A 21,965-nucleotide genomic window follows, 5' to 3' on the forward strand; every position below is an offset into this window, starting at 1 on the left:
ACGTCCGTTGCATCTTTTTCAAAAGATGCTGAAAATCTCTTAGAATTTTCAAGGTTGTCTTATTGTTTAGTTGTCAATGTTCTGCTGTCGTTTTTTGTCTTACTCTTATGAGCGACAGCTATATTATATTATCACATCTCATGTTGTCTGTCAAGAACTTTTTTCATTTTTTTGAAGAAGTTTGAAAGACTGACATTTCTTGTGCTGTCCGATCTCCGTCAGCAACTTTTATATCATATCATGGTGAACCATGAATGTCAACAACATATTTCAAAAAAGAAAGGTTATTGAGAAGCAAGATGAAGTTGTGAAGCGCTGCTGTTTTGTCAGCAACGTTGATAATCTTACCATTGCTGTCGGCATATGTCAACAGGTTTTTTCATTTTTTTTAAATTTTCTGTAATGCTGCTGATTCAACTAACTTTTTGTGCTTTTTACGTTCTCTCTGTTATAATAACAATATCTCACCAAATATAATAACGGAGGTTTTCCTTTATGAAAAAAATCGCAAGCTTTACAGTAAACCATTTAGATCTGCTGCCTGGTGTATATGTATCCCGCAGAGATTCAATTGGAATAGAAACATTAACTACCTATGATCTCAGAATGACTGCCCCAAACAAGGAACCGGTAATGAATACTGCAGAGATGCATACGATCGAACATCTTGGAGCTACATTCTTAAGGAATCACTTTGAATATAGAGATCGGGTGATCTACTTTGGGCCTATGGGATGCCGGACTGGTTTTTATCTGATTCTCACCGGTAAACAAACATCCAGCGAAATCCTTGGCCTTGTCACAGAAACCTTTGAGTTTATACGTGATTTTCAAGGCGAAGTACCGGGAGCATCTCCGAGGGACTGCGGAAATTATCTCGACATGAACCTTCCGATGGCAAAGTTCCTGGCAGACAAATATCTGTCTGAATCCCTGTATACAGCCAATGAGAAAAATTTGAATTATCCGGAATAATTATGTCAATACTGATAAAGTAACTTTTATTATAAGAAGGAGGCTTTGTCAGATGTCAGATCAGAATAAAATATATGAAGAAGTAGCAGTCAACTGCAGCCAGTACTGTCCCTGCGGACGTGATCATTCTATAAAAAATGTAAGCACCGGGGATGATACCAAATGTGAAAGCTGTCTTAACTGTTCTCATTTTTCAGAAGAAGAATGTCACTGCTGTCTGGACTTATATGATAAGATCGTAGATAAAATATAATTCCAGGAAATATTTTACGGACGATATTTTTATATAAATATCGTCCGTAAATCTTTATAAGCTCTGTTATTTGTTTCTCCTTCTTCTCAGGCAGAGAACCATTCCTCCAATGCCGCTGACTCCGGCTATTGCCAGCAGGCCTGAAACTCCGGATGTATCCCCTGTTTTTGGGGCCGGACCATTCTCTGAACCATTTTTGGTTACTTCATGATAATTCCAGTTTCCATCAGAGTTTTCTTTCTTTTCTCCTGAACCAGAAGTATTCTTTTCATTATTCTTTCCGCTGTCCTGTCCTTCGGCCGGTATCTTCTTCCATTTGGCTATTAATTTTAGATTTTTATGCACCGGGGTTTTAAAATCCCATCGCACGTCCTTTCCATTCTCATCCTTATAATACCACCCTTCAAAGGTGTACCCGTCTCTTTTTGGCTCTTTCGGTTCAACGGCTTTCTTCCCTCCGGCCAATATCTGTGTCTCCGGCGTATAATCTCCTCCGTTTGGATCAAAAGATACAGTGTGATCCCCGGTCAGGACAAATTTAACGGTCACACTTGTCCCGTCTGCCAGTGAGAATGTAAGATCAAAAGTTCCGGTCTTCCCCGAAATTTTTGCTTTATTAATAGCAGACATCTGCTTTTCATCTGCTTTGACCTGTGCATTGTTCCGGCTGGCATCCTTTCCCGCTGCTTTGCACAGATTGATCAGTTCGGTCTCACTGAGGGCTTCCCCACGGGTTTTATGGGTTCCATTGTTGGCGGCAATTAATCCCTTAGGATTTTCAGTTTCAGCCTTGGCACCATCGCTCCCCTCTTCCCGCAGAAAGACTTTGACAGTTACTTCAGTTTTATTAGGCGTCTGAAAGGACAGCAGAAAATCTCCAACCTCTCCTGCTGTTTTTGCTTCATTTATCCTGCGGACCTGTTCAGGATCGGAGATGATCAAATCTTCTCTTGGAATTTCAGCTCCTGTTTCATCAAACGCTTTCACAACCGACAATTCTTTTAACTGCTTTTCAGTAAAAGCTTCTCCCCCGGTTTTGCTGATGATGTGCATGGCCTTTATTATCTCATCATTATCCTCATTTTCTGCCACCTCATCATAACTCATTAAGGAGACCTTCACCGTAACCTTGCTCCCGTTTTCTGCCGTATATGTCAGGTCAAAGATGCCTGGCTTTCCTGCAGTTTTAGCCTCATTAATTTGTTTCAGCTGTTCCGGATCCAGGGAAAATCCATCCAGAGACACCGTATTCCCGTCTTTATCTTTTCCTTTGACAGCTCCGTAATTTTTTAATTCTTCCTCAGTAAAAGGACTGCCCCCTGTTTCTTTTTCAAAATCATTGGCTCCGATCGTAGGTGTTGGATGTTCCGGATCAAACTCCGCAGCATCAGTTCCGCATCCCCTCAAATAAACAGTCACGGTGACTTCCGTCCCGTTTGGTGTTGTATAGGTCAGCGGATATTCACCAATTTCCCCGTCCTTTTTTGCTTTGTTTAAAGTGTCTATCTGTCCAGGATCTTTAAACACCAGCTCATTATCTTCAAAACTTGTACCGTCTTCTTTTTTCCCAGTAACCTTTGTCAGCTTTTTTAACTCGTCCTGGGAAAATCCTTTCCCTCCAGTCTTGCTGACAGCATGATTGGCCCCGATCTGCTCCTTTGTGTCGGAGTCGATCCCATTTACATCCCGGTACGGGCCAAAATATACTTTAGTGCAGAATTTTCCTATCGTAATGGCTGTAGAGGATGCGAAAGGAGTTCCTTTCATAAAAGTATAATCGCTCAGCGTTGTTCCATCCTGAACATAGCCCTGATAACCGAAATCCGGAGATGCATAAACATTGGAAACCTTGGAATTTCCAGCTCCTGATCCAATTCCCGGCATCTTACTCCCAGAATCACCAACTGCAATAACCACTGTATCTCCGCCGCTGATCTCAATATTCGATGTAGTCATAGACTGATTAGGGAAAACTCCTGGATTCCCACAGTTGGAAGCTCCGATACCCGGAGCTCCGTTGCCTCCTACTGCATTGACCGTTCCCCCGGATATATAGATCCCATCGACTTTGTTTCCATAGCCAGATCCAATGCCTGAACCATATTGTGTTCCTACCGCTCTTATATTTCCGCCTGTAATACGAATATTTTTTGTATATCCTCCCCCCTGATGCTCTGATATACAGATAGATCCGATTCCCGGGGAATGCTTTCCTGCCAGGGCCTCAATATTGCCGCCCTTTACTGTGAAATTTGCAAATCCACATTCACTCGGAGTATTTATATTTCTCATCGCATTGCCTATTGCTCCGGCATGGAATAAATCAGGATTCCCCTTTGCCAGCAAAGAACCGCAGCTGTCATCACACTTATGTCCCTTCTTCTCCGCATTCACACACTGTATTGTCAGCTGTCCGTCCATTCCGTCTTTAGCCAGTGCCGCCCCATAATCTGGCCCGCCTGTTGCATCTGCACTGGTACCTGAATTGCAAATCAGCTGATTTGTTCCTACCAGCGTCATTGTTACATTGGCATGGGACACATTAATGCAGTCCTTTTTTGTTGTATTGCAGGTAATATTTACATTATTCAGTGTAATATCTGCAGTTACATCCTTCTCTGCCACAACATTATATTTTGTGGTTGTCCCAGTAATCTCATACCCTTTGGCATTAAACTCTGTCTCATTCAGAATTTCTGTCCCTCCGGATGCAGTCACCGATGCCCCATGAAGTGTAATTCTGATATCACCCTGGCTTACATCCAGCAAAGTTTGTCCCGTTTTAGTTTTCTTCACTGTACTCTTCTTTATCTCTTTTCTATTGGGAGTCTTTTTGAGGTTCGATTCTAACTTATTGCTTGCCCCCCCCCCCAATTTCTGGAAGTTCAGTCTGATTCTCTGTCTGTTCGTAAGGCACAGGTGCCAAAACCTCTGCTGTAGTTTCACTTTTTTCTTCTTCCTTCATTTTTTCCGATTCAGCATCTACTGCCATGGAACTCTCTGTTTCCATTCCATTTTCCAAACCTTGTTTGGTTTCTTTCTCTTCCACGGCAAACAAAACATGGTTTCCCGCCCCAAGAACAACTACTGCCAAGAATACAGCAAGCCGTTTCCATCTTCTCTTCATGATCATTTCCCTCCTAATTTTATCCCATATAGATATTTCATAAAATAAAGCGTTATAAGAGAAGATCTTCTGAATAAAAGTTAGAAACTTCTTTCTATCTTTTCTGAACGGCAGTTAAAAAATAATGCAGCAGTCCTCTGTTCTTTTCTGCAGGCTGAGCCTGTTCCCGGGCTGCTTCTGCCAAAAAATAAGTATGTGAATCCAACGTCCCTCCATCTTCTTTTCTGTAATATATCCCATCTTCTTTCAAAACAGATGTATTGACCGTATCTTTCCACATGATTTGAATCATGGCTTTCATTCTCTTTCGAATCAGATCGTCACAGACCGGACAGGCAATCTCAATTCGTCTTCTGGTGTTCCTTGTCATCATATCTGCACTGGAAATATAAATTTTCATTTCATCACCTGCCCCGAAGCAATAAATCCTTGAGTGCTCAAGGAATCTTCCCACAATACTCTGAACATGTATGTGTTCTGTTTTTCCTTTGATTCCCGGAACAAGGCAGCAGATGCCCCTGATGAGCAGAAAAATTCTGACTCCCGCACAGGACGCTTCTGAGAGGGCATCTATGATCTGCCGGTCGGTAAGCGAATTCATTTTCATAAAAATATAAGATGCCTGGCCGCTTTCCGCTTTGACCGCTTCTGTATGAATCATTTCTAATATCCTGTCCTTAAGCCCTTCCTTTGGTGCCACCAGCAGATATTTATAGTCACCGTCTACATTCGCGGTCGCCATGTTGTGAAAAAATCGGGCGGCATCTCTTCCGATCTTCTCCGAAGCAGTCATAAGGCTTAAATCTGTGTAAACTTTAGATGTACTTTCATTATAATTACCGGTTCCAATTTGAGTAATATAACGAATCCTCTTTCCGGATTTCTTTGTGACCAGACAAATCTTTGAGTGGATCTTGTATTTTTCAAATCCGTAGATCACTTTGCATCCGGCTTCCTCAAGTATCTCTGCATAATTTATATTATTTTCTTCATCAAACCTGGCCCTTAGTTCCATAATAACCAAAACTTCTTTTCCATTCTCTGCTGCCTCACATAAATATTTTACGATCTTTGCCTGTTTGGCAAGCCGGTAAATCGTGATCTTAATGGATATGGTCTCTTTGTCTTCTGCACTTTCTTTCAGCAAAGTAATAAAAGGCTCCATGGACTCAAAGGGAAAAGAAAGCATCCTGTCTTTTTCTAAAATCTGTTTCGTGACGGACAAATTGGGAATGAAGCTGCGGCTTCCTGAAGGAATCATCTTTGGATAGCTCAAGTCGGCCCTGGTGCTTTTAGGACAGCTTTTTATCAATGTATCCAGATACTTCAGCTGAAGCGGCGTATTACTTTTAAAACTGTCATGATCTGTAAGTTCCAATTTTTCGTTCAGGTAATCTTTCAGACTCTCCGGCATGCTTCTATAAAATTCCACCCGCACAGGTTCCAGGCGTCTGCGCAGTTTGATGATTTTTTTCATATGCATCCGATAGTCTTCATCCGTCTCATATATTTCATCATCCGGGTTGATATCGGCACTTCTTGTGACGCCAAAAATCGTTTTTTCCATAACCTCATAATGTTCAAATAAGGAATCACAAAATAATTCCATAACTTCTTCCAGCAGAAGAAACCTTTTTTCGTTTCCCGGAACAAAGATCAGACGTTCTAAATCCCCCGGCACAGGAACCATGCCGAACGACTGCTTTTCTTTCTTTTTAAGAATCAGTCCAATCTGCAGTTCTTTATTTGGAATATTGGGAAATGGATGCTGCCTTGTCACGACCATAGGAGAAAGCACCGGAAGTATCATACTGTCAAAGTATACTTTAAGATATTTCCGTTCTCGCTCTGACAAATCACTCTTCTGTGCATGGAACATTCCGATTTTCTGAACTTCATTTTTTAATTCTTTATAAATTTCATCACGTTCTTTATATAAAGTACGGACCATACTCCGGATTTCTGAAAGCTGTCCCTCCGGAGTTAAATTAGAACGGATATCTCTGTGGCTGTCCTGAATCAGGATCATCTCATGTATACTTCCCACTCTCACCATAAAGAACTCATCCAGATTATTTGTGAAAATATCCAGAAATCTCAGCCGTTCAAACAAAGGTACATTGCGGTTTTTTGCCTGCCCAAGGACCCGTTCATTAAACTTAAGCCAGGACAGCTCCCTGTCCTGTGTAAACGAAACATCATATTTTTTCATCCGCTGCTCCTAACACGTGCTTCAGCAAATATCCTTCTTTGACCCCTGCATTGTCAACTTCCATAGAAAGAGCTCCAGCTTTCTTTAAGATTTGAATGAGAATCAGCATTCCCGGAATCAGTGTATGGATTCTGTCCGGTTTCTTTTTTAATATTTCATGGGAAAGTCTCTGCGGGTCCTCTGCCGCCATAGATACCATACGTTTTAAATCTTTTAATGTAACCTTCTTAACCTTTTCTCCTTGATAAAACAAACTGCTGCATATGGATGCCGCTGCTCTGCAGGTCCCTCCAACCCCTATCACAGTTTTCTGGCCTGAATAATCTATTTCTCCTGTATACTCTTTGATCTCCTCTGAGACTGCATTCATTTCCTTTTCTTTCGGCAGAATAAATTCCACATACCGCTGAAATAAATTCAGTGATCCAATAGGAAAGGAACAAAAAGAAACTGCTTCTTCATCCTTAACCTCTATCAGCTCAGTGCTTCCGCCGCCAATATCAACAATAATACCTTCTTTTATATTATTGTTTTTTGATACGGCCAGATAATCCAGATATCCCTCTTCTTCCCCTGAGATTACTTTGATTGTAGTGCCAGTGCTCTCCTGAAGCCGGCCAGTGACTTCGCTCTCATTTTTTATTTCTCTCAGAGAAGCTGTCGCAAAATAATGGCGCTGGCTGATACAAAGCAGTGTCAGAATACCGTCAAACTCTTTTATTATAGAAGTCAGCTTATCTATGCCTTCTTTAGAAAGCTTCCTGTTTTCCACATAGCTGATGAGCCCCAGTGTCTTTTTCTTAGAAAAAATCTTCTTATACTTTTTGCCTTTCACCTCATATACAGCCAGCCGGACCGTATTAGATCCAATATCAATCATTCCTATACACATAATCTACCTCCATGCACTAATTATAATAACTGCATGTAATATTTCTTTTTGCTTTTTGTTAAATTTAGGTAAGTGTCTTTGTTCTGAATAAAAAACATCCATAGAAACTGTGAAAATCCTGACTGTAAATGGTACAATATGAATAAATTTTAATGATTAGGGGGAAATATCATGTCACCACAACAGATCATTGCAGTTGTTATTTTCTTGATTACTATGACTGCAATTATTTCAGACAAAGTACACAACACCGTTGCCGCAATCACAGGTGCGGTCCTTTTAATTTTAACCCATATTCTTACCATTGATGAATGTGTAGAGGCCGTGGACATTGAGACCATCGGCATTTTGGTGGGGATGATGCTTTTGGTTGCGATTGTCAAGAATTCGGGCATCTTTGAATATATTGCAATTAAAGCCGCAAAACTGGCCAAAGGACGCCCCTGGCCAATCATGGTAACATTCATTCTTATCACTGCTGTTTTATCCGGGCTTCTGGACAATGTAACTACTGTACTCCTGGTTGGCCCAATGACTTTAGCCATCACCAATATCTTGGGTGTTAATCCGGTCCCATACATTATTACACAGATCATGGCATCCAATATCGGCGGTACCGCTACCCTGATCGGTGACCCACCGAATATTATGATCGGCAGTGCGGCAAAGCTCAGTTTTGTTGATTTCATTCTAAATACAGGCTTTGCAGTCGTTTTTGTTATGATTGCAGCCCTGATCTGTTTCCGCTTCATATATGGAAGCAGTCTGACAGTAGAAGACAAAAATATGAAAGAAGTCATGAAACTGGATGAATCCAAGGCCATTAAAAGTAAAAAGTTGCTGATTCAAAGTGTGGTCATTCTGGTTATTGTAGCTCTTTGTTTCATTTTTCATGACCAGCTGAAAATGCAGTCCGCAACTATCGCTTTGGCTGCTGCCTGCCTGATGCTGATCATCGGCGGACAGGATCCTGAAGATATTATTTTGAGTGTGGAATGGCCGACGATTCTTTTCTTTGTAGGACTGTTTATTGTTGTAGGCGGTCTGGAGAAAGTCGGGGTTATCACGGTCCTTGCCAACGGACTTCTCTCTGTAACCGGAGGAAATATGACCATGACAATGATTCTGATCCTCTGGATCTCTGCTGTGGTTTCATCCTTCCTGGATAATATTCCTTTTGTGGCAACACTGATTCCGATGATCATGACGATCCAGGCTCACGGAGTCGATGTGACGCCCCTTTGGTGGGCACTTTCCCTGGGAGCGTGTCTCGGCGGCAACGGAACACTGGTCGGGGCCTCTGCCAACGTAGTCCTTTCCGGCATCAGCAAAAATGCAGGATATCCGATCTCTTTCGGTAAATATTTTAAAATCGGTTTCCCTATGATGATTTTATCTGTATTTATCTGCTCCATTTTCCTGCTGATCAGGTTTGCATGAGTTTTCATACTGTTTCTTAATAAGGAGGTTTTTATGTCTGCAGAACAAATTCTTGCGATTCTTATTTTCGTTATTACAATGGCGGCCATCATTACAAACAAGGTCAACAATACCCTTGCTGCTGTTTCTGGAGCCATCCTTCTTGTCCTGACCCACATACTTTCCATAGAGGACTGTGTAGGCTTTATTGATGCAGAAACCATCGGAATACTAGTCGGCATGATGCTTATGGTCTCTGTAATCAAAACTTCCGGTATTTTTGAATACATAGCGATCAAGTCTGCAAAGCTTGCCAAAGGGCGCCCCTGGCCGATCATGGTTGTTTTTATCATTATTACCGCGGTTTTGTCAGGACTTCTTGACAATGTCACTACGATTCTTCTCGTAGGACCTATGACTCTGGCTATCACAAATATATTGGAGGTGGATCCGGTCCCTTACATGCTGACTCAAATCATGGCATCAAATGCCGGAGGAACCGCCACACTGATCGGTGACCCGCCTAATATTATGATCGGCACTGCTGCAAATTTAAGTTTTATGGATTTTATCCAGAATACCGGTGCAGCCGTTGTACTGGTCATGATTGTCTCTGTCATCTGTTACCGTTTTATCTACAGAAAAAGCCTGACGGTGGACGAAAAGAATATACAGAAAGTCATGCAGCTGGACGAAACCAAATCCATCAAAGATAAGAAATTGATGGCTGAGAGTATTATTATTCTGATCCTTGTCGCTGCAGCCTTCATCTTTCATTCACAGCTGCACGTAACGTCTGCAACGATTGCGCTTACTGCAGCCTGCATTATGATGTTTCTTGGAAAAGAAGACCCTGAGGATGTTATAATAAATGTAGAATGGTCCACCATTTTGTTTTTCATTGGTTTGTTTATTGTTGTAGGGGCATTAGACAAAGTAGGGATCATCAAGATTCTGGCCCATGGTCTGATGAATCTGACCGGCGGAAATATGATTTTTACTATGATGCTTATATTATGGGTTTCTGCCTTGATTTCTTCATTCCTCAACAATATTCCGTTTGTGGCCACTTTGATTCCGATGATTCTCACAATGCAGGCCGGCGGAATCCAGGCAGAGCCTCTCTGGTGGGCACTGTCAATGGGCGCATGTCTGGGAGGAAACGGCACCCTGATCGGTGCTTCTGCAAACGTAGTATTAGCCGGCATCAGCAAAAATGCAGGATATCCGATCTCTTTCGGAAAATATTTTAAGGTGGGATTCCCGATGATGCTGGTCTCCATTGTGGTCTGCTCCGTATTTCTGCTGATCAAGTTTGCATAACAAACAAATGGCCTTAATTTTATTTACCATTATCACTGCCATATGTACTTTATAAGGAGGATTTTTTATGAATGAAAACACAGTAACCGGCGATTTTATTAATATCAACCTGCGCCAGCTGGGCGCCACTTCAATCAAAGAGTACAACAGTATCATGCACATTGCAGAATTTGACTTAGGTGACGGTCTGATCGTATCCTATGTATTCAACATCACCCGCCACAACAAATACTTTCTGCAGCGGGTACAGCCTTATGCGATGATTCATGGAAAGTTTGCCAGCGACCGTGAAATTCTTGAATTCATCAAAAGCGATTTAAAGCGTTTTGTGAATGCTAAGAACAGCAAAAACTTCGACACCTTCCTGATTATCTCGCACTTAGGGCACCACGTAACAGAAAATATAGAAAAACTGTTTTTAAATTATAATGTGGAACCAGATAAGCTCGAAGGCATTCAGGAAAAAATGGAAGAATCGCTGACTGACATCATTAAACTCTATCAGGCTTCCGAAAAGATTGATTTAAATGAGGACGATTAAAAAGGAGGCTCTCCTGTACATCTTACAGGGAGCCTCCTTTTTCTATAATTATTTAAGCCTTACTTTTAACCGGACCGGCTGATGGTCCGTATACTGGAAGTCATGGTTTATGACTTTCACTTGTTCTACTTTCACATTGGGTGATACGATAAATCCGTCGATCACATATACCTGTGAACCTTTCGTATAGGATTCATTTAAAAGCCTGCAGGTAGGATATGTATCATCCACAGCAAATTTAAATCCATCCGGAAGAATCTCGTTTCCGATAGCTCCCGGTACCCAGTCCTCTTTATTGCGGATCGGATATTTTGTGATGCCCTGAAAAGTCTGATTAAAATCTCCCCCTGCAATCACATAGTTTCCCTTTTTATATTCTTCTTCCAGCACTTTCAGGAGCATTTTGCTCTGTGCCTCTTTCCCTTCTCCGGAATCATAGGCTTCCAGATGCAGATTGATCAGAACAAGTTCTGACTTTGTTCCTTTTATAGGCAGCCTGGTCTTTAAAAGACAGCGTTTCAGGTTGCACGTTTTCAAAGGCCATGCAAAAGACTCCGGAAGGGCAATTCTTACTGCATTGTTTACTTTGCTGTCTGTCAGTGTTGTAAGGCCGCTTTCTACATGGCCGATGGTCGGCCATGGATATGGGGCGTATGCCACTTTAAAATTATATGCAAACATCCCGCCAAGCCCTAATTCGTTTTCATAGTATTTCTTTTGATCCGTAAAATAAGACCGTTTGGAATTAAGATCTACTTCCTGCAGAAAATAGGCATCCGCCTTGTTTTCTTTCAGCATCCCGGCAATCCCGGCCATATTTTTCTCTACCTGAGCTTTGCTGTCCGGCCGCACCTTTGTGCCTCCGTCCATAAAGAAATCTTCCTCTTTCCCGAGGCCGGCATATCCGGTATTCAGACTTACCAGGGTAAAGGGCTTCTCCCTGGAAACTGTCCTGTCTCCGCCTGATTTCTTTACTGTCTCTTTCTTTTCCGGACGGTACTCTTTCACTGTGACAAAAATCAGCAGTCCCACAAACACAAAAACTATGAGGGTAATCACCGCTGCAGCTGCCTTTGCTGCTTTCTTCAGCCTCTTCATCAGCCTCATCCCTTTCTCTTATTCCAGAAACAGTCCGACCGGACAATGATCGGAGCCATAAATATCTGTATGAATAACGGCCTCTGCCAGCCGTTCCTCAAGGCCCTCAGATACACAAAAATAATCAATACGCCATCCCGCATTCTTTTCCCTGGCCTTGAACCGATAGGACCACCAGCTGTAAGCCTCTGTGATATCCGGATAGAAATAACGGAAAGTGTCAATAAATCCGCTCTCTAAAAGTTTTGTGAACTTTTCTCTCTCCTCATCCGTAAATCCTGCATTCTTTCGGTTTGTCTTTGGATTTTTCAGGTCAATCTCTGTATGCGCCACATTCAGGTCGCCGCATAGGATCACTGGTTTCTCCTGCTCCAGTGTAAGCAGATACTCTCTGAAATTTTCCTCCCATTCCATACGGTAGGACAGTCTTGCAAGCTCACTCTGTGAATTCGGGGTATAACATGTGACGAGAAAATACTCTTCAAACTCCAATGTGATGACTCTTCCCTCATGGTCAAACTCATCCACTCCAATGCCGTTTCTCACGGAGACAGGCTTTATTTTTGTAAAGACCGCCGTTCCGGAATAGCCCTTTTTCTCAGCATAATTCCAGTATTGATAATAATCAGGAAGCTCCAGGTCAATCTGACCTTCCTGAAGCTTTGTCTCCTGAATACAGAAGATATCTGCATCCAGCTGTTCCATCACATCTAAAAAACCTTTTTTTACACAGGCTCTCAGCCCGTTTACATTCCAAGATACTAACTGAATCATCGTCTTTCTCCTTTGAAATTAAAAATCCTGTAATCTCAGTATAACACCTTGATTACAGGATTTTAACCTTTATTGTATATCTATCCTGAGATGTTTCTACCTTATTATAATAGCTGTTTTATGTTCATTCTGTCCACTTTTTTAATGAGATTATTTCTTTTATTTCTGTTTACAAATTATTATAGTACCTTTTTAGTACTTTTACATAACCCCCGCCATAGCCATATATTTCAATTCTTCCTCGGTATAATCATCCGGCTGAAATCTCAGCCTGCTTCTTTCCTTACGGCTTGGTTCCGAGCTATGAAAAAGCCCCTCAGCCTTTCCAATCTCTATGATCTTCCGGTTGCTTCTTAGCTGTCTCAGTGCTCTTGACTGCCTGGCTCTGGCCTGCTCTGCAGTCACTCCCTTGCGTCTCCCAGCTTCTTTTAAGGTGCAGTCCTCCTGATAGCGGGAGATCAACACCTCATAATCATTCATGTCTTTGACTGCTGCCTTTACAGCAGGCCAAAGTGATTGTTTCAGCTGGTCCTGGTCTATATGTTCATCCACAACTTCCATATCTGCCCCAGGATCGGCGATAGCATCAGCTATGGTCATATCTTCGTCTAAGGGCTTTTCAATGGATTCTACGGCGGTTACGTGCATTGTCTTTCTTAAGCTATAAAGCTGTTTTTCACTCATATGCATCCACCGCATGTATTCCTGATCTGTAGGTTCCCGGTTGTATTCTGCCAGGAAGTGGCTGGTCACCTGGTTGTATTTATAGATCTTTTCCTGTATATGTACCGGGATCCGCATAGATCGCCCGGTATTATCAAGGTATCTATGGATACTCTGGCCAATGCAGCACATGACAAACGTTGAGAAAGAAGCGCCGGCAGCAGGGTCATATTTTTCTACAGTCTCAGCCAATGCAATATAACTTTGATTCATCAGGTCTTCTAAGTCCGTCATATGGTCAATATACCGGTACTTCTTCACAATATTATAAATAAGTCCTTTGTTCTGCTCATAGAGACGGCCCATATTCTCCTTTACATCATACCCTTGTTTAATCTGCTGCACAAGCGTTTCATTGTCCATTGTTTCACCCTCCGTCTATAGAAACAGCCCCATATACCAATATAGGCATACAGGGCCGTTGAGTGCCTGTAAAGGCTGGTTATTTGCTTGTTGGTGCCACGGCCTGGTAATAAATAGCCTTGGCTTTATTCTCTAATACAAAGGCATCATAGTTAATACGTCCTTCTACCAGAGAACCACTGATCCCTGGTGGATCTGCATGGATCTTATAATCTTCCAGCTTTGTTGGGGCTACGGTAGCGCACGGGTGGCACATCATAAATCCAAAGTCTTCTGGAACTCTGCCCACCGGAACCTTGATGATCTGACAACCATCCAGTTCAGCAATAACACCCATCTTTTTCATATCCTGCCCGATGTCCGTCTCCATGATAATATCTTTACATTTCTTCATGAGAGTGTATGTCTTTGGAGAAACCACGATAAACCGTCCTGTCTCCGGAACCTCTGCGGTATCCAGCGCTTCACTGGCAGCAAGGATATCATCATATATTGTGGTATTTGTAAGAGCCTTTGCCGTTGGCTTTGTTCCTGCTCCCTCACACATTACACTATATACATAACTGTCTACCTCTGGAATGACCACCTCTCTGGTCTGTCTTTCCAGTGCAGCAGCCGCAGCAAGCTGATTAACGGTTTCATCTGCGTCCAATTTATCAATGGCAAAGGTAAAGGAACGATCCTTTCGTAACTGGAAGGTTTCTGTGGTGGCATCCAATCCCTGTACAGCTCCATACCGTGACCAATTACTTCCGGTTCCGGGCCTGTCGTAATCGTTCATTGAAGCGGTTGAGATCTTATACACCTTTACTGTATGGGCATTGATAAAATCAAAGTCCTGGTTGGTCAATAGAGCCTTTTTACTCTCTGTTGAAAATTTTTCATCCACATATGGGGAAAATTTGGTTGCTAAATCTATAGCCATTCTTATATGCTCCTTATCTGTATGATAAAGAAATACCCTAACTTAATCCCATGGCTTTCCTGATTGGATCCGGGCTAGATGGGTTTCTGCCCGCAGCAGGTGTGTAAGTAGATGCTACAATCCTGGGAGAATCAGGCTTTTGTAAAAATACCTTTAATGCTTCATACTGCTTTTTAAATTCGTTCATATTGGAATATTGCAGTATGTCAGCCAATTCAGCCGGGTATTTCTCTTTGTTCAATAGTTCTTTTATATCAAAAGCCATTTCACGCTGTTTTAGTTCCTGCTCCCGCTGTTCCAATGGGTCTGTTTCCTCTTGTTGAAACTTCTTTCTCTCTCTGGATAGTCGATCCTGTACGATGCGGTCAACGTCTTCCTGTGTGAATGTTCTTGGCTCTGTGCCGTTTTTCCCGGTCGGCTCCGTTGTCTGTTCCCCCTCTGATGGGGTTGAATTGTTCTGTTCCATGTTATCCATGTGTTTTACCTCCTGATGAGTATTAGTTGATATAGGCAGTTTTATATCATGCCTGGGATATGTTCCATAGCGACACTATGTTTCTATGAATACAAAAGGAGAAATTATAGAGCAAATAAAAAGGTGCAGGAGTATATACAGGCTAATAAGGCCCCTATACTTTCCCACACCTTTCGGTTTACAGTGGCTATGTGAACCACTGCGGTACTTTTATTCTATTTGCTCTAATACAAGTATATCAAATATTCGTTCGTTTGTAAACTAATGATATGCGTTTTTTATTCCATCATTCTCCTTTTAGGGACTAATATTTCTGAGTATTTCCGAGTAGGTGGTGGATCACCATAAACCGTAGATTATACAAGGATTCACAAGGGGTTGTATCTCTCAGATCATCCGGTTTCCTGATTGGTAACGTTTCCGAACGTTCCTTTTCAGTGCTCGCTTTTGTGTGTGCTTTTTATGGTGTCAGAAATGTCAGAATCATTAGGATTCATTAGAGCCTATATGGTAGTACTATTCCTTTTTAGGGCCTCTGAAATCTCTGGATATCACTTGTTAGCAGTTGTTAGCATGCTCTTGCAAATCTTAACAATTATTAACTTTTTAGGATGTCTTGATAAGGCTTTTCTCTGTTCCCTCTCACTTAAATAGCTTTTTCGTGGTTCGCTCGTGGTTCAGGTTTTTTCAGGTTTCAATGTAATCTGACCCGGTGTTTTGACGGGTCAGCCTGACATAACGTTTAGTTCGGTCAGGGGGGCACAATGGGGTAACAATTCGTTACCCCAGATGATTTAGGTAGATGGGTATACTGTGATTCACCGCCCACCTCTGGTATTACCTCAACTCTATGTATGCTTTACGGAATCGCCCCGTATTTCCCTTTTTGACCTTGTAGCCTACTATCTTAGGTCCTAACAGTTTCAAGACCTCTATGAGCTCGTCTGTGCGCTCATAGGATACTTTTATTTTAATCATGGTGCTTGCCCTTTCTTATATTGCGTTCCGCATGTTTTCCATATCCAAAACCAATTTGGAACATTTTATACATCCGATAATGAGCAGAAGAAAAATAATACTCTTTGTCTACTCTTTCTGCTATATCCTCAAGTTCTTTAAATGAAATTACATCCTGCCAGTTTGTTAATATGCCTTGAATATCCATAATGGTTAATTCCTTTCTGTGCTACATTGTAAAACGTCTGAAATCAACATCGCTACCCTATCTGCCTGTTCTTCATACTTCTGATGATCCGATGATTTAATCGTATTTGCCTTGTCATAATGTAAATATAAATGTGCCAATTCATGGGCGATTGTATAATTAATTTCTTTTAAGGATATCCCTAGCCTTATCCCTATTCTGCTTCCCTTGAGATATCCATCAGCCGTTGCTTTGAAATCTTTAAATATGATTTCTTCTATCTGTTTTCCTTTTGCTATTTTTAATAGATTTTCAAAAATTTTAGATTCTTGCATTAGATACTTTCCTTTCTGCCGGAAAGATGCTATACTCAAATTGGATTTTTGATAGCACTTTTTCAGCTATTGCGCCCCTGCCAGTGTTCCCGCACTGGTAAGGGCATTTTTTTATTGTTCCATTCCAAATCGCTTGATCTCTTCCAGCATCCGCACTGCATACCGGAACCCGTCATAAAACCCCTGGCGCCTGCATTCTGTACCATAGGAACTCTTTAAATAGGACAGGTGGCATAAAACATCCTCTGTGACTTCATGGCCTTTATTTTTCCTTATATAGATCTCAAATACATCATTTGCCTGCGCTACATCCTTACAGTCTCTGGATTCCTCAAAGTAGCAACCATAAATTTCTTTTATCAGTTCCATAAGTATCCCCCTAACTTAATCCATCCAGGCAAAACCACCGATCACCAGTGACATGGATACCCAGAATGGGACTACACCAGCCCCTAGAAGGAGTACACCGGATAATATAAGTGCTTTGCTTAATAACCTGTTTATCAATGCTTTATGCTCCTTTCAGTTGCTCTATGATATAGTCGTGAACATCGCCATTGTGTGAAACTTTCACTTGTCCTGATTCTATATGGTCCTTGATCTCCGTAAGTAAATAAACAATGTTGCCCTTGTTGAGGGTTTTATAATAGCTGTAATCATCAAAAGAAATGTTATATTCACTTCTTCCGTTATTGTACTGGATGGTCATATATGCATCATCCCTTGTTGTTTGAGAAACAGAAGATCCTTCCCTCTCAGACTCTCCCTCTGTATTTAGTTCTCTCTCTGAATTTAACTCTCTCTCTGTCTCTCTCTCTGGTGTAGAAATCTCACTAGGTTCCTTACAAGATTCCTTACAATTTTCGTTAGATTCCTTACAAGTGTTAGAAATCTCACTAGGTTCCTTACAATGATTACTGTTAGATTTATTACGTTCCTCTTGAATCCTTCTTTGATATGATCTCTGCCGGTCTGCTTCTGTGCTGCTCTTTCCTATATAATTTTGTATATTAGCCATGAAAATGGCCCCGGAACTTTTTATCCTTTCTATCAACCCAAGACTTTCAAATAGATCCAGAGCCTTTTCTACATCAGAAACATTATGATGTATCACCTTTGAAAGAATCTCTGTTGTATATGGTATATCTTCTGCCAGCATTAGTTTTCCGTCTCTTTTTAAGCTTTTCAAATACATTTTCAAAAGAATATTTGAATACATATAGCCATTTTCCATACTTTCAATGATGACAAGTTCATCACTATCAAAAAAATATTCCTTTAACCTCATATAATAATAAGGCTTATTGTCTGCCACTTGTTTGCCCCCTTCCTGTTCTTTTGCTGCTACATTCGTTGTTACTTTCAGTGATGCTTTGCTTGTTACCTATATGCCGTCAAACGGCTTAAACACTTGGTTTTATGCGGTGTTTCACTGTCGTTTTGGTTGTTACCTTCGCTGTTACTTTGCTTGTTATCCTGCCTGCCCTTTGCCTGTCCATTGGTTGTCCTCTGGACGTCCACTGCTGGCTCCGTACAGGCATTTTTCATTGAAATAAGCCCGGTTTACACGTCCAGGTATTACAATATAGCCTGCTGCCTTTAACTGGCTATTTAATTCCTTGATGATCCCATAAGCCTTGGATACGCTGACACCAATAACAGCAGCTACTTCTTTGGCATTGATAAATTGTTTTTCCATATGTTCACCTTTTCCTTTCGTTGTGATTCATTCTAAAGTGAAAAGGGTGTGAATAGTATTCCTACCCTTACAAACTTTTCCTTTCATAATTTTGTGGTTTCTACTCATATAGGAGAGAACCGGCTACTAAATTCTTAGTAGTCATTCCTCATCATAGTGTGGGCGGTAATTTCCGTTGGCCTTAACCAGTCCAAGTTTGGTCCTGTTTAATCCTCAAGGATGTCGAGTACATCGACACCTAAAGCCTTAGCAATTTTGCCAGCCGTTTCTGGCTTTACGTTTTTTCCACCCATTGCTCGGCATAACGTTCCCTTTGCTATACCTTGATCCTCAAAGCCTTTTTGTGTTATGCAGGCCCTGGCTCTGGCAAGATCAAACTTCTTTCTATCCAATTTCATTTCTAACCTCCTATTCATTATTGAATATTTTTTCTTGACAAATAAATCATACTATTCTAAAATGAATATGTCAAGAAAAATATTTTCACTTTTGAATAGTTGTGATAAAATAACAATATGAGGTGAAAATAATGGGATTAAATGAAATTATTAAAATCGGAGGCAGAATAAAAGAATTTCGTAAACAAAAAGGTTTTACACAAAAGCAAATGGCAAAAGCCGTTGGTATTCCTTATTCCACATATTCAAATTATGAGAACAATAACAGAGTTCCTAAAAAAGAACAGTTAGAAAAAATTGTAAAAATATTAGGTATAACTATCTCTGATCTTGTAGAAAGTAGTGTGATAGAAAGAGAGCTTCGTATTCTTCAACTTGAATACAAAGATTTAAAAGATAACGATGATATTCCCTTGAATACTCGCTTAGAATCATTGAAGATATATGAGGAAGAAATCAAAAATAGAAAGGAAGCATTGGCTCTTAACGCATATTTAATCAAAAACAATAAATCATCGGAAACAATAAACCAAATATCTAATAGAATGGCAATGAATATTCAGGATCTTTCATTTTTGGAAAAAAGAATACTTGAAAGCACAGGAAAATTGAACGATGAAGGAAAGAAAAAAGTATTTGAATATGCCAATGATCTTGTTGATAGCAGTAAATATCAACAAATGTCAGATCAAAGTCATTTAGTGCCAATAGCGGCCCATAATGATAATATAGACGATCCAGAGCAGCGGGAACTAATAGAGGAAGACTTGAAGGACTTATAACCCACCGCTTACTACAGAAACCCAGAAAACCCATTGGGTTATGACTACCGTAGAATTATCGTAAACGGCTTTATAGAGGACAGGGAAGAATTACCCAGCAAAGGTCGGAAAACGCTACCTTTGACTCTGCAAAACTGCCGAGTCAGCAGTTTTATACTGCCGTAGAAATTTACGTCAGGACAATCCTGACCGGGCAAAACGCCGGGTCAGAGCGTCCCAGCATAGGGCGCATGAAAACGCATATTTGCGTTCTCTAATAGAGCTAAGATCTCAGCGCAATTATGCGCTCAGTGGATAGAATAGAGCGGAATTTTCCGCTGTATGGACCTTGACAATATAATATGCTTACCCAGGCAACCGGAAGGGCGTTTTTCATCCGTTTCTAGTCTTGTAGGAAGGGGTGATAACATGGTTACATATGGTGATTTATTCAACTTTGTAATTATGCTTTGTGCTGTTATTGCTTTGATTTTAACACACAAAAAATAGACGCCCAGTCTTTGGTAGGATAGGCGCCTATTTTTTAGGAACTTAAAATACCGAAACGGATGAGTAGAGGTCATCCATCCGGTTGTCTTGTTAAGTATATTATACGCAAGGTTCCCCAATATGTCAAGAAACCGCCCGGCGGCAACCGGACGGAATCTCATAGATACTATTGCCGGACTGCTGCCGGGAATGAATCTAACATAAGCAATTAGATTATATCATTTCCAAGTAGCACCTGCAATAGGTGTTATTTTTATGCTGTTTTTCAAAGAAAGTATTTCATTTTTCCATGAAAAACCTACATTAATCAACGATAAATGACAGAAAGGAATGATATAATATGCCTGCATACAAAGACGAAACCACTGGAAAGTGGTATTGTAAATTTTATTATCAGGATTGGCAGGGTAAACGAAAACAAAAGAAAAAAATGGGGTTTGAAAGAAAGAAGGATGCCAAAGAATGGGAACAGCATTTTCTTGAACAGCAGGCCGCCGATCTCAACATGAGATTTTCTGATTTTATAGACTTGTATTTAGAGGATATGCAACACCGGCTCAGATATTCAACCATTGTTACCAAGAAAGCTATTATTAACAACCGTATACTGCCGTTCTTTGGTGATATGTCCGTTAATGAGATCACTCCACCGCAGATAAGAACATGGCAGAATGAGCTGACCACTTATAAATCCGAAAAGGGCAAGCCGTTTTCTCAAACCTACTTAAAAGCTGTATGTGACCAGATGGTCAATATCATGAATTATGCTGTGAAGTATTATAATCTGGCAGCAAATCCATGCTTGAAAGCCGGTAGCATAGGCAGGCACCGCAGAGATTCTATAGATTTCTGGACATTGGAAGAGTTTGAACGCTTTATAGCCTTTTTTAAGGACGATATTGAGCCTACCTTGGTGTTTACTGCCCTTTACTATACAGGGGCCAGAATCGGCGAACTGCTGGCTCTGACACCCAAAGATATAGACTTGCAGGCTGGAACAATCTCCATTACAAAGACTTACCAGCGGAGAGACAAGAAAGATATTGTAACACCGCCCAAAACCAAAAAGGGAAACCGGATCATATCTATTCCCCCATTTTTAGGAGAGATGTTCCAAGATTATATGAGCCTTATATATGGCCTGAATGATTCTGACCGTATTCTACAGTCAAATAAATGGATCATTGAGAAGTGGATCAAAAAAGGATGTGAAGGTGCCGGCGTAAAAAAGATACGGATACATGACTTACGCCACTCTCATGCAAGTCTGCTCATCGAACTTGGCTTTTCACCGCTGCTCATTGCGGAACGTTTAGGACATGAGAGCATAGAAACCACCCTGAACACATATAGTCACCTTTATCCGAATAAGCAGGATGAGGTTGCGTCCAAATTAGAGAAATTAAACGTCTTAGTACCAAAATAGTACTTTCAAACAAAAAGAAAGCCCGCAAACGACCTATTTAAGCCATTTGTGAGCTTTCTTATTTTTATTGTATATCTACAACAATCTTTTTGTCGCCTTTATCAACGGAAGCTTTGACAACCGTCCGGATCGCTTTTGCAATCCTTCCCTGTTTGCCAATCACTTTTCCCATATCTCCTGGGGCAACATGTAATTCCAAGATTAAAGCATCTTCAGTCTCACGCTCGATTACTGTTACTTCGTCCGGTTGATCTACGAGGGCTTTTGCAATCACTTCTAACAAATGTTTCATGCGTTTTGCCTCCTAACTATTTTTCAATTCCAGCAACTTTAAGTAACTTTGCAACAGTGTCTGTCGGCTGTGCACCCTGAGATAACCATTTCTTTGCAGCATCTTCGTCGAATTTGATCACACTTGGATCCTGGTTCGGATCGTAAGTACCGATTTCTTCGATGAATTTTCCATCTCTTGGAGATCTGGAATCTGCTACAACCACTCTATAAAAAGGAGACTTCTTCTGTCCCATTCTTTTTAATCTCATCTTTACTGCCATCTGTTTCACCTCCATAAATTTATTATTATTAATATCTA

24 protein-coding genes are annotated in these 21,965 nt (G+C 41.0%); 7 read left to right on the forward strand and 17 right to left on the reverse strand.

Annotation, left to right across the window (positions count from 1 at the left end; translation table 11 throughout):
* The first annotated feature begins 495 nt into the window (after positions 1–495).
* Both KH180_RS08675 and KH180_RS08680 read left to right on the forward strand, forming a co-directional pair.
* Positions 496–975: an S-ribosylhomocysteine lyase gene (locus tag KH180_RS08675; RefSeq protein ID WP_290759272.1), complete on the forward strand. Its 480-nt coding sequence runs from the start codon at positions 496–498 to the stop codon at positions 973–975.
* A gap of 52 nt (positions 976–1,027) precedes the next feature.
* Positions 1,028–1,228: a hypothetical protein gene (locus KH180_RS08680; protein WP_290759275.1), complete on the forward strand. Its 201-nt coding sequence runs from the start codon at positions 1,028–1,030 to the stop codon at positions 1,226–1,228.
* A gap of 66 nt (positions 1,229–1,294) precedes the next feature.
* Here KH180_RS08680 and KH180_RS08685 read toward each other — a convergent pair whose 3' ends face one another.
* The 4 genes from KH180_RS08685 to KH180_RS08700 form a co-directional block, all read right to left on the reverse strand.
* A complete protein-coding gene (locus KH180_RS08685; protein WP_290759278.1) occupies positions 1,295–4,024 on the reverse strand; it encodes an InlB B-repeat-containing protein in 2,730 nt (909 codons plus the stop codon).
* Positions 4,025–4,079: 55 nt separating this feature from the next.
* Positions 4,080–4,355 carry a hypothetical protein gene (locus KH180_RS08690; RefSeq protein ID WP_290759281.1) on the reverse strand — a complete coding sequence of 92 codons (276 nt, stop codon included), beginning with the start codon at positions 4,353–4,355 and terminating at the stop codon, positions 4,080–4,082.
* Between the two features lie 94 nt (positions 4,356–4,449).
* The gene (gene ppk1, locus KH180_RS08695; protein ID WP_290759284.1) at positions 4,450–6,567 is read right to left on the reverse strand and encodes a polyphosphate kinase 1; all 2,118 of its coding nucleotides are present in this window, start codon (positions 6,565–6,567) and stop codon (positions 4,450–4,452) included.
* Positions 6,554–7,459 (reverse strand): Ppx/GppA phosphatase family protein, encoded by a 906-nt coding sequence (locus KH180_RS08700; RefSeq protein ID WP_290759287.1) that lies wholly within the window; start codon positions 7,457–7,459, stop codon positions 6,554–6,556. The genes ppk1 and KH180_RS08700 overlap by 14 nt, the downstream gene beginning before the upstream one ends.
* Positions 7,460–7,630: 171 nt before the next feature.
* Between KH180_RS08700 and KH180_RS08705 the strand changes: the two genes are divergently transcribed.
* From KH180_RS08705 to KH180_RS08715, 3 genes are all read left to right on the forward strand, one after another.
* On the forward strand, positions 7,631–8,899 hold the full coding sequence (locus KH180_RS08705) for an ArsB/NhaD family transporter (protein ID WP_290759290.1): 1,269 nt from the start codon (positions 7,631–7,633) through the stop codon (positions 8,897–8,899).
* A 33-nt stretch (positions 8,900–8,932) separates the two neighbouring features.
* Positions 8,933–10,201, forward strand: a complete 1,269-nt coding sequence (locus tag KH180_RS08710) for an ArsB/NhaD family transporter (RefSeq protein ID WP_290759293.1) — start codon at positions 8,933–8,935, stop codon at positions 10,199–10,201.
* A 67-nt stretch (positions 10,202–10,268) separates the two neighbouring features.
* Positions 10,269–10,742 (forward strand): hypothetical protein, encoded by a 474-nt coding sequence (locus tag KH180_RS08715; protein WP_290759295.1) that lies wholly within the window; start codon positions 10,269–10,271, stop codon positions 10,740–10,742.
* A gap of 48 nt (positions 10,743–10,790) precedes the next feature.
* Here KH180_RS08715 and KH180_RS08720 read toward each other — a convergent pair whose 3' ends face one another.
* The 11 genes from KH180_RS08720 to KH180_RS08770 all read right to left on the reverse strand — a co-directional run bounded on the left by KH180_RS08720 (position 10,791) and on the right by KH180_RS08770 (position 18,676).
* The gene (locus KH180_RS08720; protein ID WP_290759538.1) at positions 10,791–11,840 is read right to left on the reverse strand and encodes an endonuclease/exonuclease/phosphatase family protein; all 1,050 of its coding nucleotides are present in this window, start codon (positions 11,838–11,840) and stop codon (positions 10,791–10,793) included.
* Between the two features lie 18 nt (positions 11,841–11,858).
* A complete protein-coding gene (locus KH180_RS08725; RefSeq protein WP_290759298.1) occupies positions 11,859–12,614 on the reverse strand; it encodes an exodeoxyribonuclease III in 756 nt (251 codons plus the stop codon).
* 201 nt (positions 12,615–12,815) lie between these two features.
* Complete coding sequence (locus KH180_RS08730; RefSeq protein WP_290759301.1) at positions 12,816–13,700, reverse strand: sigma-70 family RNA polymerase sigma factor; 885 nt, start codon at positions 13,698–13,700, stop codon at positions 12,816–12,818.
* 79 nt (positions 13,701–13,779) lie between these two features.
* Positions 13,780–14,625 carry a hypothetical protein gene (locus KH180_RS08735; protein WP_290759303.1) on the reverse strand — a complete coding sequence of 282 codons (846 nt, stop codon included), beginning with the start codon at positions 14,623–14,625 and terminating at the stop codon, positions 13,780–13,782.
* A 37-nt stretch (positions 14,626–14,662) separates the two neighbouring features.
* Entirely contained in the window at positions 14,663–15,100 is a 438-nt protein-coding gene (locus KH180_RS08740) for a hypothetical protein (RefSeq protein WP_290759305.1), read from the reverse strand.
* Between the two features lie 970 nt (positions 15,101–16,070).
* A complete protein-coding gene (locus KH180_RS08745; protein WP_290759307.1) occupies positions 16,071–16,265 on the reverse strand; it encodes a hypothetical protein in 195 nt (64 codons plus the stop codon).
* A gap of 5 nt (positions 16,266–16,270) precedes the next feature.
* Entirely contained in the window at positions 16,271–16,579 is a 309-nt protein-coding gene (locus KH180_RS08750; RefSeq protein ID WP_290759309.1) for an ImmA/IrrE family metallo-endopeptidase, read from the reverse strand.
* Between the two features lie 111 nt (positions 16,580–16,690).
* Positions 16,691–16,948 (reverse strand): hypothetical protein, encoded by a 258-nt coding sequence (locus KH180_RS08755; RefSeq protein ID WP_290759312.1) that lies wholly within the window; start codon positions 16,946–16,948, stop codon positions 16,691–16,693.
* Between the two features lie 142 nt (positions 16,949–17,090).
* Positions 17,091–17,894 (reverse strand): phage replisome organizer N-terminal domain-containing protein, encoded by an 804-nt coding sequence (locus KH180_RS08760; protein WP_290759315.1) that lies wholly within the window; start codon positions 17,892–17,894, stop codon positions 17,091–17,093.
* 156 nt (positions 17,895–18,050) lie between these two features.
* Positions 18,051–18,278, reverse strand: a complete 228-nt coding sequence (locus KH180_RS08765; RefSeq protein ID WP_290759318.1) for a LysR family transcriptional regulator — start codon at positions 18,276–18,278, stop codon at positions 18,051–18,053.
* 206 nt (positions 18,279–18,484) lie between these two features.
* Entirely contained in the window at positions 18,485–18,676 is a 192-nt protein-coding gene (locus KH180_RS08770; RefSeq protein ID WP_290759321.1) for a hypothetical protein, read from the reverse strand.
* A 131-nt stretch (positions 18,677–18,807) separates the two neighbouring features.
* Here KH180_RS08770 and KH180_RS08775 point away from each other — a divergent pair, with 131 nt between their 5' ends.
* The gene (locus KH180_RS08775) at positions 18,808–19,458 is read left to right on the forward strand and encodes a helix-turn-helix domain-containing protein (RefSeq protein WP_290759323.1); all 651 of its coding nucleotides are present in this window, start codon (positions 18,808–18,810) and stop codon (positions 19,456–19,458) included.
* Between the two features lie 829 nt (positions 19,459–20,287).
* On the forward strand, positions 20,288–21,373 hold the full coding sequence (locus KH180_RS08780; protein WP_290759325.1) for a site-specific integrase: 1,086 nt from the start codon (positions 20,288–20,290) through the stop codon (positions 21,371–21,373).
* Positions 21,374–21,437: 64 nt separating this feature from the next.
* Here the strand turns inward: KH180_RS08780 and KH180_RS08785 are convergent, their stop codons facing one another.
* Together KH180_RS08785 and rpsP are read right to left on the reverse strand one after the other, a co-directional pair.
* Positions 21,438–21,665, reverse strand: a complete 228-nt coding sequence (locus tag KH180_RS08785) for a KH domain-containing protein (protein ID WP_006568928.1) — start codon at positions 21,663–21,665, stop codon at positions 21,438–21,440.
* A gap of 16 nt (positions 21,666–21,681) precedes the next feature.
* Positions 21,682–21,927 carry a 30S ribosomal protein S16 gene (gene rpsP / locus KH180_RS08790; RefSeq protein ID WP_009288711.1) on the reverse strand — a complete coding sequence of 82 codons (246 nt, stop codon included), beginning with the start codon at positions 21,925–21,927 and terminating at the stop codon, positions 21,682–21,684.
* Positions 21,928–21,965 lie beyond the last annotated feature (38 nt).

Source organism: Anaerostipes sp., from assembly GCF_018381315.1.
Lineage (GTDB): Bacteria > Bacillota > Clostridia > Lachnospirales > Lachnospiraceae > Anaerostipes.